Genomic DNA, 15,939 nt, shown 5'->3' with positions numbered 1-15,939 from the left:
ATTTAAATTTAGTTGACTACAAGCCTGATCAGTTGCGTAATCTATTATTGCTTTATTAGTATTCTACGTTGTCCATTACTTTGGGCTGCGTCAATGCCTGACTGACATTATTGGCAACTACCTGAAATGAATATTTTGTAACATTGATTGCTTCTTCCATATTATCAATTCTTTTTCCGTTTACAATGACATAAGAATCCCTGTATCCGGTTGAATCTTTTATGCTTTTAACTTCGGTATTATTGACATATCTTGGTTTTGTCTGCTTTTTAATCCTGCTTTTTTTAGAAAGGATTTTATCTAAAACATCAACTTCAGCCAAAGAGCTTTCCTCAAATATGGAATCTTTTTTTGCTCCTGAGATCGAGTCGCTGTTGAGTACTGCAACCTGAGCCTGATGCTCGTGGTTTTCTTTAATAAAATCAGATTTCTGCTTCTGAATTTCATTGGCCACCAACTGTGCCTGATTTTCAACATTGTCATTTTGAGTGTAGTTAAAAATAAATCCGACACTGAAGAGGAGAATTACGCTGGCTGCCATCCAAAAGGTTTTAGGGAAAGAAGGTTTAGCTTTTCTTATAGGAATAATCTCAGCCTCATTATTTAAATTACCTTCTGCTTTCTGAAGAAAATCTTCAAAATCCCAGTTCATTTTTTCCTCTTTTAAGTCATTAATGACTTTATTATATTTATTCTGATATTGATCGTTGTTCATAGCTCATCAGTTGAGAGATTTGTTCTTTTACTTTTTGTCTTGCCCGCATAAGATTGACTCTTACTGCATTTTCTTCCATTTCCAGCATTTCAGAAATTTCAGACACATCATACTCCTCTACATCTTTCAAATGGATGACCATTTTCTGTTTCTCAGGAAGCTGATTGATAAAACCAATAATATGCTCCTTCAGATTATTAATATCCATGCTGTAGAGTTCCGACCGGTGAAGCTGCAGATCTGCAAACCCTAACTTCACATCGTGGTGTTTCAATCGGTTGAGGCATTCATTTTTCACAGATTTTAATGCATAGGATTTTAAATTCCCAAATTGTGCCAGCTCATCTTTTTTCTGCCAAAACTTAATCATCAGATCCTGCACCACATCTTCTGCCTCATCACTGCTCATGACAAATCTCTTTGCAAAACGATACATCTCATCTTTGAGAATGAAAACCGTATTCTTAAAAGTATCGTGGGTCATAAGTTTGTTTCTATAAGTATGACATCTGAAAACTGAAATTTATTACATCGAAAACAAAAAAACTTCAAAAAAGTTTGAAGTTTCAGTAATATTCGTTTAATATTCGTCAAAAATATGTCTGAGAATACCCTTGTCATCGTCCGTTAAAGGCATTTTTCGCCTTGCCATCACTTTTTCGGCAACTTCGTAAGCTTTATCTAATCTAAATCTTTCATCATCTTTAAATCCACCCCAAGAAAAATTTTCGATCAGATTCGGAGGAAAGCCTTCTTTGAAAATATTTGAAGCTACCCCGATTACCGTTCCAGTATTCAATTGCGTATTGATGGCTGTTTTTGAGTGGTCCCCCATAATAAGTCCGGCAAACTGTAAACCTGTATCTTCAAAATGTTTAGTTCTGTAACTCCAGAGTTTCACATTTGCATAATTGTTTTTAAGGTTGGAAGAATTGGTATCTGCGCCCAGGTTACACCACTCTCCTATAACAGAATTTCCTACAAAACCATCGTGCCCCTTATTGGAGTATCCAAAAATAACAATATTATTCACTTCTCCTCCCACTTTAGAATACGGACCAATGGTTGTTGCTCCATAGATTTTGGATCCTAAATTAAATTTGGATTCTTCACACAATACTATTGGACCACGAAGATTGCAACCTTCCATCACTTCAGCATTTTTTCCAATATAGATTTTACCTGTTTTTGTATTAAGGGTAGAAAATTCAATCTGAGCCCCCTCTTCAATAAACAGATCCTGAGGATCACCTAAAAACCCATTGGTCGGAGACAATGTCTGTGAAGTCTTTCCTTTCGTCATTAATTCAAAATCAAAATTAATAGCTTTCTCGTTATAAGTAAAAAGATCAGTTGCCTTTTTAAAGAATATTAATTCCTCCTTAATATCAGTCATTTTCTCAATCTGATTAAGAGAAAAACCCTTCATATTGATTTTTGCAGCAATCAATTCATCTTCATACACCAGAGCTTCACCTAGTTTTAAATCTTGTATCTGCTGAATGACTTTTTCAGTAGGCAAAAAGTTGGTCACTAAAAAAAGACTTTCAACATCTTCAGGATTTTTAAATTTACCCTGAAGATAATTTTCAGTGAAAAAAGAAATTTCCTTATTTTCCAATATCTTCTGCCATCTTTCCGAAAATGTTAAAATTCCGCATCGCATTTCTGCCACAGGACGGGTAAAGGTAAGAGGAAGAAAATCTTCCCAGTATTGCGCATCTGAAAATACTAGCTGCATTTGAGTAAAGTTTTTTAAGTTGAAAGCCGGATGATAGAGACTGCTGTTTAAAACGATGTTGTATAGTTCCAAAATCCGATTATTACAAAAGTACAAATCATTGAATAAATTTCTGCTATCTGAATTTTTATTCTGATTAATTTTTATCACAAAAAAAGTCTTCCAGAATTTGGAAGACTTTACATATTTTAAAACAAAAAACTACTTAGAGAATTTCTTGTATTTATTCATAAACTTATCTACTCTACCTGCAGTATCAACTAATTTAGTTTTTCCTGTGTAGAAAGGGTGAGAGCTTGAAGAGATTTCCATTTTGATCAATGGGTATTCTACACCTTCGTGCTCGATAGTGTCTTTTGTTTCAGCAGTAGATTTTCCTACAAATACCTCGTCGTTACTCATATCTTTGAAAACAACAAGTCTATAATTTTCTGGGTGAATTCCTTTTTTCATAATACAATTTTTTAAAAAAATTAAAGTTTTGCTTTCGAAATAGTAATGGTATTTCTCTGCTAAATTTTAGGTTGCAAAAATACAATATTTTTTATAATATACAAATACTTATACAATAATTTTTTAAGGACAAGGAATTACTTTGATAATCTTAATTGAAAACTGTTATCATAAACACAGCAAGATGGTAAGCCCTGAAAAAACAATATATTAGTAACCTATGAAAAATTAAAGTATTTTAGTTAAATTTGGAATCTATATAAAACTTCATTACTAATGAAATTCAAATTATTACTGTTCTGTTCTTTCTGGATGCTCATTCTTGCTGTTTCCTGTAATAAAGACGAGATTTTCTTTGATGCTCAGTCTCAGGAACTCAGTTTTTCCAGAGACACTGTATTCTGCGATACCGTTTATCATCAGGTCCGTTCAGAAACTTACGCTGTAAAGGTTTTCAATAATGAAGATAAAGATATACTGATCCCAAGAATAAGCCTTGAAAAAGGTGCTGCTTCTTTATATAAAATCAATGTAGATGGAAAAGCGGGTCATGATTTCACCAATGTGCCTTTGAGAAAAAAAGACAGTCTGTTTATTTTTGTTGAAATTGCCCCTCAGGCGACGGGTCCTGAAGCGATTGCTGAAGACCGGATACTTTTTACTGGCCCGGCAGGTCAGCAACACGTTACTTTGTTTTCTGTGGTTCAGGACGCTGAATTTTTCATTCAGACTCCTACAAATCCCAATGTATTAAACAGTCATACAGTCTGGACGAAAAATAAAGCAAAAATCATTTATGGTAATCTTACAGTTGATCAGAACGTAACTTTGGATATCCAGGCAGGAACAAAAGTTTATTTTCATAAAAACAGCGGAATGAAAATAGCCGCGGGAGCATCACTGAATATCAACGGAACCCAGAATGAACAGGTGATTATCCGCGGTGACAGAAATGATTCTTATTATGATACGATTCCAAGAAACTGGAATTCTATTAAAATGCAGCCTGCTTCTATTCTGAATATGAATCACACCAGGCTCTTTGGAGGCACGGTAGGTCTCGACATGAAACAAGCCAGTGCTACGATCAAAAATTCATTTATCCATACTTTTCAGGATTACGGCATTTACGCAGTAGCTTCCACAATAAACGGCAGTAATCTGGTCATGAATAATTGCGGAGAATCTGCAATTGGAATTTTCAAAGGCGGAAATCATACTTACACACATGCTACCATTGCCAACTATTCGGCAACGATGGGCTCCCGTAACAGGATGGGAATTTTCGCAACCAATGAATGGAAAAATGAAAGCGGACAAACCGAACAGGGAGCATTACAAAACCTGAATATACTCAACAGTATTGTATACTCAGACCGTGATAATTCTGTCAATTTTGAGCAGACTCCCGGACAACAGTTTCAGTATCTGATTCAAAATTCATCTATAAAATATGCCGGAGCTTCCGGAGCAGGATTCACTTTTGATAACAATCCTATGAATGTTATACAGAGTATAAAAAACGAAGATCCGAAATTTGTCAATTATTTTGCAGCGCAGATGAATTTAAGGGTAAAAACAGATTCTCCTGCAAGAAATAAAGGAGCATTGTCGATTGCTGCAACTGTTCCTACGGATATTGTAGGCGTTACAAGAACTGCAGGCCCAACTTTGGGAGCTTATCAGTAACATCACTATCTTTTATTATCTCAGTTGATCTGTTTAAACTCTAATCCCGCTAATAAAATATGGAAATTATCAATCTGCAGCAACAAGTCGACAAGTGGATAAAAACTGTTGGCGTCCGCTACTTTAATGAATTGACCAATATGGCAATGCTGACCGAAGAAGTTGGTGAAGTTGCCAGAATTATTGCAAGAAGATATGGTGAACAAAGCGAAAAAGAAAGTGATAAAGGCAAAGATCTAGGCGAGGAACTGGCTGATGTATTATTTGTGACCCTATGCCTGGCAAATCAGACAGGAACCAATCTACAGGAAGCTTTTGACAAAAAAATGAAGATAAAAACTGACCGTGACAAAGATCGCCATCAGAATAATGAAAAATTAAAATAAGATTGTTGATTTCAGATTTCAGACACTGGATTATTAAAGTCTGAAATATGATGTCTGAATTATGAAAATGTGAATAAATAATGAAGTTAGAAAAATCAAAATTAAAGGAAAATAAAACTATTCAAATCAGCGGTTCAAAAAGTATTTCGAATCGTTTATTGATTTTGGAAAGTTTATTTTCAAATATAAAAATTAAGAACTTATCCAACTCTCAGGATACTCAATTACTTAAAAAGGCATTATCTTCAGAATCTGAAACAGTTGATATCCATCACGCAGGAACAGCAATGCGTTTTCTGACTTCTTACTATTCCATTCGGGAAGGAAAAACTACAATTCTTACCGGTTCTGGGAGAATGAAAGAGAGACCGATTAAAAACCTTGTCACTGCTTTACAGAATTTGGGTGCGGAAATTGAGTACCTGGAAAATGAAGGTTTTCCGCCTCTGAAAATTACAGGAAAAAAAATCACTCAGTCGAAAGTAAATGTCCCTTCCAATATTTCAAGCCAGTTTATCACTTCCCTCCTGCTGATTGCCGGGAAATTAGAAAACGGACTGGAACTTAATCTGGTGGGAGAAATTACATCAAGATCTTATATTGAGATGACTTTGGATATACTAACCAGATTCGGAATTGAAAACAGTTTTAGCGGAAATACGATAACAGTAAAACCATTCATCAACCATCATGCATCAACCTTTCATTATGAAGTTGAAAGCGATTGGAGTTCCGCATCTTATTTCTATTCATTTTCCGCTATAGGAAGAAAACCTATTGATCTTAAAAGTTTTTACAGAGAGTCGACTCAGGGAGATTCTGTGATCGTGGATATCTATGAAAAGTTTTTCGGAATTAAAACTTTTTTCTCAGAAAACGCAAATCAATTGACCCTTCAACCTGATCCGTCCTTTTCTTATCCGGATAAAATCGTATTGGATATGAATAACTGCCCGGATATTGCACAGACCCTCTGTGTAACTGCGGCAGCATTAAAAATACCCTTCGAAATTTCAGGATTAGGAACTTTAAAAGTAAAGGAAACCGACAGGCTTCTGGCCTTATATAATGAATTGAAAAAACTGGGTACGGAAACTGAAATTACTGATTCAACGATTAAATCGATTCGCTTTAATGATCCGGAAGACAGTATATCGGTCAAAACGTACCAAGATCACAGAATGGCGATGAGTTTTGCTCCATTTTGTTTGATTACCGAATTAAATATAGAGAACGAGGATGTTGTAGAAAAATCGTATCCGATGTTTTGGAACGATCTGAATACCATTCTGACAGATTTTAAAATATGAAAAAATACCTTCTGATCTTAATCTTTCTGATTCCGGTTACCTGCTGGGCGCAATATCTTTTATCCAATGAAGAAATTGTTTATTCATTTGAAACCAAAAACGGACGGATCATGTCGTTAGTGAAAGATAAAGCAAATCAATACATTCAGTACCGATTTGGAACAAAAAACAAAGTTGAAATGGAATTCCCAGCCAGAAAAACAAAGGAAAGCTGGCAAAAATTCCATTACAATTCCTATATGAGAGGAGGCGGAAAAGATAATGCCGGAATGGCAGTCGACAATCTTTTATTTAAAAACAACGGATATGAATATGTTATTTTCAGAACATATCATGCCGAAGGCGAAGACTTTTCTGCTGGCATACTGATCAAAGACAGTAAAGGTAAAGAGACCACGAATTATGGGGAACTACAAAACAGTAAAAGGATGTATCTGTAACCTGGAAGAAACAGGAATGATTCAGAAAGAAGATATTGGATTAAGTTTTTAATCATCATTAATGAAAAAGAGCTTTTCCCTTCTCATTATTTTAGTTTTCACAAATTTTCATTCACAGGAATTGAAAAACCTTGTTATTCCCGGCGAATATAAAAAAATCATGGAGGTAAAGGGAGATCTGGATAAAGACGGGCAGGATGAAACCGTCATTGTTTTTAACAGCAACAATCCTACAAAAACCGAAGGGTTTGAAAGAATATTTTATATTTTAAAGAATATTGAGGGAAATCTGAAAATCTGGAAAGAAAACTCATCAGTAATTATTAACAGCCAATACGGATTTTATCCAAATGACAATCAGCTTGATGTAAAGATAAAAAATAACTGTCTTATTATTTCTCAACTTTTTTTCACCAACTCCAGACATTCGGATGCTTCAAAATACACATTTCGCTTTCAAAATGGAGATTTCTATCTGATTGGAGCACATTATCAGATGAATGACACTTGTGAATATAATTTTTCAACTGAAATCAATTTCTCAACAGGAAAAGTGATCATTGATGAGCAATATTCTGAATGTGACGGAGATGAAAACAGAACAATACCAAAAGATTATCATACGGAGCTTATCCATAAATTTACACCCCTCAAAAAGATGAATAATTTCAGGATTGGTGAAAATAAATTCAGGATCCCGAATTCAAATAAATATTTTTATTATTAAATGTCAAAAACAATCATCATCACCGGAACTTCTTCAGGAATTGGTTTCGTATTAGCAGAATATTTCGGAAAGAAAGGTTACAGCGTTTACGGTTTAAGCCGGAAATTCACAGAGAGCCAATATTTCAAATCGATCCCTACCGATATTACAGATAACACGGCAGTGCTCAGTACGATTGCTGAAATCTTAAAAACAGAAACAAGAATTGATGTTCTGATCAACAATGCAGGGATGGGAATGGTAGGTTCTGTGGAAGATTCTACCAAAGAGGATATTTTAAAGTTATTCAATCTTAATCTTGTCGGTGCCGTTCAGATGATGAGTGCAGTAATCCCCAAAATGCGTGAAAATAGATATGGGAAGATCATCAATATTTCCAGTATCGGAAGTGAAATGGGCCTTCCTTTCCGGGGATTTTATTCTGCATCTAAATCGGCTTTAGACAAGGTAACTGAAGCGATGAGATATGAAGTTTATGCATGGAATATCGATGTATGTTCGCTTCATTTAGGAGATATTAAAACCAATATTGCAGAGAACAGACTCAAAACCAAAGTTTCCGAACCCTATAAAAATGTTTTCGATAAAGTCTATGCTCTGATGAATTCACATGTAGGAGACGGAACTGAACCTTTGGAAGTTGCAGAATACATCGATGTACTTTTAGCTAAAAACAAGTGGAAAGCTCATTATTATTTCGGTAAATTCGGGCAGAAAATTGGTGTGCCTCTAAAATGGATCCTGCCTCAGGGGACTTACGAGAATTTAATGAAGAAGTATAATAAACTGGATTAGATTCAGTTATTAAACAAGTTTTAGATCTTTTAAAAGAAAACAGCATTTATCGTAATTGAAGTTATTTTTAAACATATTTTTTCTCCTGTTCTGCGTTTTTGCACAAGCGCAGAAGAAAAATTATTTTCTGATCGATTCTGAAACCAAGATCAGAAAAAAAGTAAAAGATTCTGTTTCCGCCGTAAAATTTCTGGATTCGTTGGCACAGAGCAATTACTTTTTCACAGAATTAAAAGATGTCAGAATAAAAGGTGACAGTACAGAAATCATATATGACAAAGGAAAAAACTTTAACGAAACCTTCGTCACACTTTCTGATTCTATTGTCAAAAGACAAAAAACTGACAGAGATTTTTTTACTAAAAACTTAGATTCAACGAAAAAAGTTATCAACAAAAAATATATTGATGACGGCTTTGCATTCAGCAGGATCAAATCAAAATATAAAGGTCAAAAGAATGGTTATCCTATTGTAGAGCTGGACATTAACAAAAATGACAGAAGAACAATTGACGGTTTTATTGTGAAAGGTTACTCAAGAGTTCCCAAAAGGTTTATGAAAAATCTGGAAAAGGAGTTTAAAGGAAAAACGTATGATGATAAAAACCTGGTTTCCATCAATAAAAACTTTCAGAGCCATGCATTTGTAAGCCTTGAGCGTCCCCCACAAACACTCTTCACGAAAGATTCTACACAAATCTATCTATTTATGGAGAAGAAAAAGACGAACAGTTTTGATGGTGTGATTGGGTTTGGAAATGATAAAACAGAGAAATTTACTTTAAATGGAACGCTGAATGTCAATTTCAGAAATATGTTTAACGGTTTTGAAACGGTTAATTTATATTGGCAGCGTAATCCGGACAAAGGACAGAATTTTGATTTACAAACGGACATCCCGTATCTTTTCAAATCGAATGTAGGTTTGAATATGAAAGTAAACATTTTCAGACAGGATTCAACTTTTGCCAATGTAAAAGCCCTTCCTGCTTTATATTATCATATGAACAGCCGTAACAAAATTGGTCTTCGGGGTACTTTCGAAAGCTCTACGATCATCGATTCACTATATGTTCAGGGTAAGGATTATAACAAAAAAGGGATTGGAATCTGGTTTGAAATGATAGAACCTACAGATATAGATCTGTTTCTTTATAAAACAAAAATCAATGCCGGCTATGATTACCTGACAACCATCTATACAAAAGATAATATTACAGCTCCTCAAAATCAATTTTACTTTTTCGGAGAACACAATTATCACATCAATGGAAATCATTTTCTCAATATTAAAGCAGAAGGCGCCATGATGGATTCGAAGGTCGAATTTTCAGCTAATGAACTCTACCGTTTTGGAGGCTGGAATTCACTGCGGGGCTTCAATGAAAGCTCTTTGGCTGCAGACTTTTATTATTACGGGAGTTTAGAGTACCGCTATCTGATCGGCAATCAGGCGTTTTTTGATGTATTCGGACAGTACGGACAACTCAACAACAAGTCGCTTAACGTAAAACCTAAATTGTACAGTGTAGGACTTGGCTTTAATTTCTTTATTCCTATAGGCCTTATGAGTTTTCAGCTATCCAATGGTAATGAATTTGGAAATCCTTTTAAGTTTAACGACATTAAAATCCATTGGGGAATACTGAGCAGATTCTAATCGAACTCAATTTATTATTTCTGTAAATGATAAAATACTCAGAAATCCGGGGCTTCTTTTTTTATATTTAATAATGAGCGACAGTCATTTTCTTTTGTACTGATCCTCAAAAAATAAATATTTTTCTCTTTCGGTTCAAGACTTTTTTCTTTATTGAGTGAAGTCATGTATTTTGAATATAAAATTTTACTACCTATGTAAAATATTGTTAAATATTTTAAATTATTGAAATGCAATAAATAATGATAAAAAATTATTATTGCCTATTTCACATAATTTAAATTTTAATCAGTTTCAAATTACAAAAATAACCACCATGAAAAAAACAAAATTCAACTTAATGTTGTCTTTAGCCGCTTTTGCTTTATGCGCAACTGTACAGGCTCAGGACACCAACACAGACAATCACACCATTGCTATCACAATTCCTGAAGTTGCTTTAGTTGACATCGAACCTGCAGCTACGAAAAATATCACTTTAGGATTTACAGCTCCGACAGAAGCTGGTCTTCCCATTATCCCGAGCGGTACCAATAATACGCTTTGGCTCAATTATTCATCTATTAAATCTGTCGCAGATGCTACCCGTACAGTTTCGGTAAAAGTGAATGCATTACTTCCCGGTATCGATATCAGGGTAACTGCAGCTGCAGCAACAGGCGCAGGTGGAGGAACTTTAGGAACTCCGGCTGCACAACTTACTTTGAGCGCAGCAGACCAGACTATTATTTCAGGAATTGGTAGTGCATACACAGGAGACGGAGCTAACAACGGTCATAATCTAACCTATGCACTTGCAGCAGGAAGTGGTGCGGGAACCATTGCTGCTTATGCAGACTTACAGGCAACTACCACCGCGGTAGCAACAGTAACATATACCATTTCAGATAATTAACTTCTGAAAAATTCCAGTCTGTAAATAAGAGGGAGAAAGCTTAAAAATTCAGGATTCTCCATATTTCACATTTGCCATTTAACTTCAAAACTTTTACATTATTATGTTAAAGCGTATAACTTTGTTCCTTATTCTGATGCTACCTTATTATTTTGCTAAGTCTAATATTGTAATACTTAACGGGCTTTCACATCAATATAATGTACAAGGCGGTCAGGTTTATAAAGGAAAAATATCTATAGAGAATACAGGTGATCAACTACAGACAGTCAAATTGTTTTTGCATGATTTCAGCTATCAGTCAGATGGATCAATATTGTATACCACTCCTGGTACAAATGTAAAAACCAATGCGGAATGGATTACATTAAATACCAATCTTATTAATTTAAAAGCTAAGCAGAAGACGGAAGTTATGTATGAAATTCTAGTTCCTAAAACTGTAGACGGTGCAGGAAGCTATTGGAGTGTAATTATTGTAGAACCCTTAGATAATATTAAACCAAGTAACGAAAGGGAAGGTGTGAATATAACATCTGTTGTCCGCTACGCTATTCAGGTAATTACTGATATTGATTCTGAAAAAGCTCGACCGGATTTAAAATTTGAAGAAATCAAAATCGAAAAGGAAGATAAGAGACAGGTCTTGAAAGTTGCCATTGCGAATGAAGGAAATCTCTACTGTAAGCCTACCGCCACAATTGAAATTTACAATAAAAAAAACGGGGAGAAGATCGCAAATTTTTCAAGCCAGGCCATGGGTTTACTTCCCAATACTTCAAAGTCTTTTTATATTGATATCAGCAAAATGCCACCTGAAAAATATACCGCAGTTGTGATAGCTACTGATGAAGATGAGAATGCATTTGCGCTCAATGTTGAGCTGGAAATAAAAAATGAATAGAAAATGGATAATATATCTAATGACTTTATTCCCGATATTTATTTTTTCACAAAAAAAAGACAGTATACTTCCGGGAACTTCATCTTCTATTTCATTTACTATAGAAAACAGGACTGCCGAAATTAAAATATATGAATCAACCGTTGAGTCTACCACCCCATCAATTATTCCTATTCTGAAAAATAGTCAGATAAAAATAGCTCCTCACGAAACCAAAATTTATATCGTTCCTTTAAAAATTTCCACAGAAACTCCACAGGGCCACCATACAATTATTCTCAAAGGAATTGAAAATAATACTGGCGAAATTCTCTTTCAGACCTTTGATTTTATTGTTTCAAAAAATAAAAAAGTCGACTTAACCACAATTCATTCAGCTGAATTTGTTAAGGCCGGAGAAATCATAGAATCTATTTTTCTTATAAAAAATAACGGTAACATTCCTGAAAGTTTAATTTTAGAAAGCAAAAATGCAGTAATTAGTGAAGGAGCATCTTTACATCTGTTACCAGGTGAGGGCAGATTAATAAAAGTCACAATGATGACCAATCCCGAATTACCGCAAAATGAATATATAAACCTGAATCTTTCAGTGTATTCTGAAAAAGATACTCAAGAATACCAAACCGCTTACACCAGCGTAAAAATCATCTCTGTAAAACCGGTAGAAAATGACATTTTCCACAGGTTGCCTATTTCAGCTTCGATTTCTATGACAGGCATGCAAAACAGAGGTGAATACAGAGACGGTTTTCAGGGAGAGATATATGCAAAAGGAAGTTTAGATGCGGAAAATAAAAATCTTCTCGAATTTCGCGCTGTCACAAAAAATCCGGTAGAATTGAATTCTTTTACACAATATGAAGAATATTTTGTGAATTACAGACGTGATAATTTATCGATTCATCTTGGAGACAAAAATTATTCTTCTTCATTTTTAACAGAATATGCTAGATATGGCAGAGGAGCTGAAATCCGTTTCGATTTTAAAAAAATAAGTTTGGGTGGTTTTTACAACCATCCAAGATTTTTCAGGGATATCAAAGATGAATTTAATTTTTATGCGAAATTTAAAATTGCCAACAAATCGGAATTCACAGCAGGATACCTTTACAAAATCCCGAGACAAGAAAACGTAAATCTTAGTTTTAGCAATATTGCACTAGATTCTAATGCGCACTTACCTTATATCACAGGGAAAATCAAGATCAAAGACCATATCGAAGTTTCAGGAGAGACCTCCTACAGTAAGACCCAAAAAACAGAGGGTATAGCTTTTATGCTGCAGACCACTGCAAACTTTAAAAAAATTAACGGAAACCTGATGTATATGAAAGTAAGTCCTGACTTTGCCGGGTATTTTAATAACACAAGTACACTGAATGGAAATATACAATTAAAATTATCTGATAAATTGAATTTTCATTCAACATATACCCAAGATGCAAGAAATTTCCGGAGAGATACTTTATTTTTGGCAGCACCCTATCGAAAATATTTACAGTATGGAATACAATATAAATATCTGGAAAGGGGTTCTGTCATGTTTTATAATGGATATCAAAGATTTGAAGATCGTCTGATGCCGAAAGAATTTGATTACAAAGAAGTATTTTTAAAGATCAGCCTGAATCAGCAGATAGGAATTTTCCAATTGAATTTTGAGGGACAGTTTGGTAAAACAGATAATTTTCTCTCCGGTTTTTCGGGTAATTCAAGTTTTTATACAACAAACATCGGACTCGAAAAATTTAAAACATCATTCAATCTATATGGAAGCTATGCAGTAACTTCACGATATCAGATGCAAAATCAGAAACAATTTTATTATGGTGCTAGGGTTATGAGCAGATTTTCGGACCGAAACTATTTAAGTTTGTTTTATCAGAACAATTATATGCCTGAAGACTATTATAAAGACAGAAATCTTTTTGAGCTGATTGTTCATCAACAGTTTTTTAAAAATCATGACCTTGATCTGTCAGCCCGGTATAATCTGCAGCGTGGAGAATTTGGAAATAAAGATTTTATTTTTTCATTGCGTTATACATTAAAAATAAATGTCCCTACACAAAAAACTGCAGATTACGTAACACTTTCAGGAACAGTCAGTAATCTGGGGGTAAAAAAAACAGACGGCATACGGCTGATCCTGGGCAATCATATTTCTGTTACTGACGGAGACGGCAATTATACATTTAAAAACATTAATCCGGGAGAATATGTTTTGGAAATAGACAGATCAACTACTGAGATCAATGATATTCCTGATACCATATTACCGGTTTCATTGGCTCTCAATGAAAAAGAGAATATATTTAATTTTGGTTTGACCCATGCAGCAAACATTCAGGGCAAAATAGAGTACACAGAACCCGAGGATAACGTAAGTTTTGAACATTTACCTCCAAAAAGAGACAGAAAGAAAAAAGAAAATTTAATTATTGAGATTTCCGGCGAAGGTGAGACTTTACGAAAAATGGCAGTTATAGGAGAAAGTTTTGATTTCCTGTATTTGCGTCCCGGTGATTGGAAAATTAAAGTATACCGAAACGGTTTAGATAAAAAATATAAAATTCCGATTGACCAGTTTAACATCAGTTTAAAAGATTCAGAATCAAAAAAAATAACCATCAATGTAATCAGGCAGCATACCGAAATAAAATATCAGCTGGAGAGCATTAAAGTAAGCTATAACGAAATTAAAAAGCAAAAATGAATTATTTTAATATACTATTTTTTCCTTTTTTATTATTTTCCTGCTTTATTTTTCCACAAACTACAGGAAACCGTGCAGTTGATGTTACATTACCTGTACTTGCTTTATTGGATATTGAGCCTGCAGGAAACATTACAATGAGTTTTACAGCACCTGCAGATGCAGGACGCCCAATAATTGTTCCTGCACCCAATACCACCAAATGGATTAATTATACATCAGCTATTACCTCCGGCGGAGTCAGCAGACGAATTACAGCGTCTGTAAATCAGGTTATACCCGGTATCACCATAAGGATACAGGCAGCTGCTTCCAGCGGGACAGGAGGGGGAATATTAGGAATACCGACTGCAGCGGTTACACTTTCAGCAACTTCACAGACAGTTATCAGTGGAATTGGAGGTGCATTTACAGGTAATGGAGCAAATAACGGACATCGTCTTACGATCAGTTTATCAGCAAACACTTATGCTAATTTATCTGCAAGAACAAATACTCCTATTGTAATTACTTATACCATCACCGAATAACAGAAATCATGCAGATTAAAAAATCACCTATATTTAATCCAGTTTTTTTTATTTTACTGATTTTTGCGGTACAAATCAAATCTCAGACGATTATAGTAACCGGAGCGAACTGGACTGTTCCCTTACCCTCTATTACCGAGGCTGGAAGTAATTATTCCGGAACATATGAAAGTTCGACTAATCAGATTATTTTAGCAGCCACTGTCCCTCTACTATTGGGAAATGCAAAAGTAACGGTTCATTATGAGCCCAACCCAAATTGGAATAGTGCACTGATTTTATCTGCCAGAAGGAATGGTAACGGTACAACAGTCTGTGCCCTCTGCACAATAACAGGAGGGACAACATATCTTCCTTTTACGCAGACTGCTGTAGAATTATTCAGAATTCAGGCTGTTTTAGCTTTAGCATCATATAGCAATATTCCGGTACAGATACAACTCAGCGGGGTGTCAGTAACTATACCGGCAGCAAACTATAACAGCAGAATTGTTTTTACGATAAGTGCTCTTTAAGCTTATATCTGATACAGTGTAACAATGAATTAATCATATTAATGTAACAATCAATGGGTAGGTGAAACAACTCATCGGAATAAAATAGTGTAGCAATGGATCAATCGTATTAATGTAACGATCAATGGGTAGGTGAAACAACTCACGAGAATACAATAGTGTAACAATAGTGTAACAATGGATCAATCATATTAATGTAATAATTAATGATTAGTTGAAACAATTCAAGGGAATACAATAGTGTGACAATGGATGAATTTTATTAATGTAGCGATCAATGGGTAGGTGAAACAACTCAAGAGAATACAATAGTGTAACAATAGTGTAACAATGGATCAATCATATTAATGTAACAATCAATGGGTAGGTGAAACAACTCATCAGAATACAATAGTGTAATAATGGATCAATCGTTTTAATGTAACAATCAATGAGAATACAGATCAAACTTTGTCATATC

At 34.7% G+C, this 15,939-nt stretch carries 16 protein-coding genes; 12 read left to right on the top strand and 4 right to left on the bottom strand.

The genetic code is table 11. From position 1 onward, the window contains the following. Positions 1-55 precede the first annotated feature (55 nt). The 4 genes from AC2A07_RS08115 to AC2A07_RS08100 form a co-directional block, all read right to left on the bottom strand. On the bottom strand, positions 56-715 hold the full coding sequence (locus tag AC2A07_RS08115; protein WP_314495240.1) for a hypothetical protein: 660 nt from the start codon (positions 713-715) through the stop codon (positions 56-58). Further along, positions 690-1,199 carry an RNA polymerase sigma factor gene (locus AC2A07_RS08110; RefSeq protein WP_484049987.1) on the bottom strand — a complete coding sequence of 170 codons (510 nt, stop codon included), beginning with the start codon at positions 1,197-1,199 and terminating at the stop codon, positions 690-692. Before AC2A07_RS08110 ends, AC2A07_RS08115 begins: the two co-directional genes overlap by 26 nt. Before the next feature lie 96 nt (positions 1,200-1,295). Next, positions 1,296-2,456 carry a GlmU family protein gene (locus AC2A07_RS08105; protein WP_484049986.1) on the bottom strand — a complete coding sequence of 387 codons (1,161 nt, stop codon included), beginning with the start codon at positions 2,454-2,456 and terminating at the stop codon, positions 1,296-1,298. 201 nt (positions 2,457-2,657) lie between these two features. Continuing rightward, positions 2,658-2,909 (bottom strand): type B 50S ribosomal protein L31, encoded by a 252-nt coding sequence (locus AC2A07_RS08100; protein ID WP_129535844.1) that lies wholly within the window; start codon positions 2,907-2,909, stop codon positions 2,658-2,660. 276 nt (positions 2,910-3,185) lie between these two features. On the opposite strand from AC2A07_RS08100, the gene AC2A07_RS08095 reads away from it, so the two are divergent. From AC2A07_RS08095 to AC2A07_RS08040, 12 genes are all read left to right on the top strand, one after another. Then, positions 3,186-4,598, top strand: coding sequence for a hypothetical protein (locus tag AC2A07_RS08095; protein WP_484049985.1), 1,413 nt, complete (start codon positions 3,186-3,188; stop codon positions 4,596-4,598). Positions 4,599-4,657: 59 nt separating this feature from the next. Then, on the top strand, positions 4,658-4,984 hold the full coding sequence (locus AC2A07_RS08090) for a MazG nucleotide pyrophosphohydrolase domain-containing protein (RefSeq protein ID WP_314495234.1): 327 nt from the start codon (positions 4,658-4,660) through the stop codon (positions 4,982-4,984). 80 nt (positions 4,985-5,064) lie between these two features. Further along, positions 5,065-6,294, top strand: coding sequence for a 3-phosphoshikimate 1-carboxyvinyltransferase (locus tag AC2A07_RS08085; protein ID WP_484049984.1), 1,230 nt, complete (start codon positions 5,065-5,067; stop codon positions 6,292-6,294). Next, positions 6,291-6,734: a hypothetical protein gene (locus AC2A07_RS08080; RefSeq protein ID WP_484049983.1), complete on the top strand. Its 444-nt coding sequence runs from the start codon at positions 6,291-6,293 to the stop codon at positions 6,732-6,734. The genes AC2A07_RS08085 and AC2A07_RS08080 overlap by 4 nt, the downstream gene beginning before the upstream one ends. Before the next feature lie 61 nt (positions 6,735-6,795). Then, entirely contained in the window at positions 6,796-7,461 is a 666-nt protein-coding gene (locus AC2A07_RS08075; RefSeq protein WP_484049982.1) for a hypothetical protein, read from the top strand. Then, positions 7,462-8,256, top strand: coding sequence for an SDR family NAD(P)-dependent oxidoreductase (locus AC2A07_RS08070; RefSeq protein WP_484049981.1), 795 nt, complete (start codon positions 7,462-7,464; stop codon positions 8,254-8,256). A gap of 55 nt (positions 8,257-8,311) precedes the next feature. Beyond that, positions 8,312-9,916, top strand: coding sequence for a hypothetical protein (locus AC2A07_RS08065; protein WP_314495225.1), 1,605 nt, complete (start codon positions 8,312-8,314; stop codon positions 9,914-9,916). A 316-nt stretch (positions 9,917-10,232) separates the two neighbouring features. Continuing rightward, positions 10,233-10,811 (top strand): hypothetical protein, encoded by a 579-nt coding sequence (locus AC2A07_RS08060; RefSeq protein ID WP_484049980.1) that lies wholly within the window; start codon positions 10,233-10,235, stop codon positions 10,809-10,811. Positions 10,812-10,914: 103 nt separating this feature from the next. Next, the gene (locus tag AC2A07_RS08055) at positions 10,915-11,715 is read left to right on the top strand and encodes a WxL protein host-binding domain-containing protein (RefSeq protein ID WP_484049979.1); all 801 of its coding nucleotides are present in this window, start codon (positions 10,915-10,917) and stop codon (positions 11,713-11,715) included. After that, complete coding sequence (locus tag AC2A07_RS08050; protein ID WP_484049978.1) at positions 11,708-14,434, top strand: COG1470 family protein; 2,727 nt, start codon at positions 11,708-11,710, stop codon at positions 14,432-14,434. Before AC2A07_RS08055 ends, AC2A07_RS08050 begins: the two co-directional genes overlap by 8 nt. Continuing rightward, on the top strand, positions 14,431-14,964 hold the full coding sequence (locus tag AC2A07_RS08045; RefSeq protein ID WP_484049977.1) for a hypothetical protein: 534 nt from the start codon (positions 14,431-14,433) through the stop codon (positions 14,962-14,964). The genes AC2A07_RS08050 and AC2A07_RS08045 overlap by 4 nt, the downstream gene beginning before the upstream one ends. Before the next feature lie 8 nt (positions 14,965-14,972). Further along, a complete protein-coding gene (locus AC2A07_RS08040; RefSeq protein WP_484049976.1) occupies positions 14,973-15,479 on the top strand; it encodes a hypothetical protein in 507 nt (168 codons plus the stop codon). Positions 15,480-15,939 lie beyond the last annotated feature (460 nt).

The organism is Chryseobacterium sp. HNCC26DJ238, assembly GCF_057180465.1.
The sequence above is the reverse complement of the archived record's forward strand: the minus strand, read 5'-3'. Positions and strand labels throughout refer to the sequence as shown.

Bases quoted from the DNA above. Each gene is read 5' to 3' on its own strand.
- AC2A07_RS08115 (WP_314495240.1), bottom strand. From the start codon at position 715: ATGAACAACGATCAATATCAGAATAAATATAATAAAGTCATTAATGAC.
- AC2A07_RS08110 (WP_484049987.1), bottom strand. From the start codon at position 1,199: ATGACCCACGATACTTTTAAGAATACGGTTTTCATTCTCAAAGATGAG.
- AC2A07_RS08105 (WP_484049986.1), bottom strand. From the start codon at position 2,456: ATGCAGCTAGTATTTTCAGATGCGCAATACTGGGAAGATTTTCTTCCT.
- AC2A07_RS08100 (WP_129535844.1), bottom strand. From the start codon at position 2,909: ATGAAAAAAGGAATTCACCCAGAAAATTATAGACTTGTTGTTTTCAAA.
- AC2A07_RS08095 (WP_484049985.1), top strand. From the start codon at position 3,186: ATGAAATTCAAATTATTACTGTTCTGTTCTTTCTGGATGCTCATTCTT.
- AC2A07_RS08090 (WP_314495234.1), top strand. From the start codon at position 4,658: ATGGAAATTATCAATCTGCAGCAACAAGTCGACAAGTGGATAAAAACT.
- AC2A07_RS08085 (WP_484049984.1), top strand. From the start codon at position 5,065: ATGAAGTTAGAAAAATCAAAATTAAAGGAAAATAAAACTATTCAAATC.
- AC2A07_RS08080 (WP_484049983.1), top strand. From the start codon at position 6,291: ATGAAAAAATACCTTCTGATCTTAATCTTTCTGATTCCGGTTACCTGC.
- AC2A07_RS08075 (WP_484049982.1), top strand. From the start codon at position 6,796: ATGAAAAAGAGCTTTTCCCTTCTCATTATTTTAGTTTTCACAAATTTT.
- AC2A07_RS08070 (WP_484049981.1), top strand. From the start codon at position 7,462: ATGTCAAAAACAATCATCATCACCGGAACTTCTTCAGGAATTGGTTTC.
- AC2A07_RS08060 (WP_484049980.1), top strand. From the start codon at position 10,233: ATGAAAAAAACAAAATTCAACTTAATGTTGTCTTTAGCCGCTTTTGCT.
- AC2A07_RS08055 (WP_484049979.1), top strand. From the start codon at position 10,915: ATGTTAAAGCGTATAACTTTGTTCCTTATTCTGATGCTACCTTATTAT.
- AC2A07_RS08050 (WP_484049978.1), top strand. From the start codon at position 11,708: ATGAATAGAAAATGGATAATATATCTAATGACTTTATTCCCGATATTT.
- AC2A07_RS08045 (WP_484049977.1), top strand. From the start codon at position 14,431: ATGAATTATTTTAATATACTATTTTTTCCTTTTTTATTATTTTCCTGC.
- AC2A07_RS08040 (WP_484049976.1), top strand. From the start codon at position 14,973: ATGCAGATTAAAAAATCACCTATATTTAATCCAGTTTTTTTTATTTTA.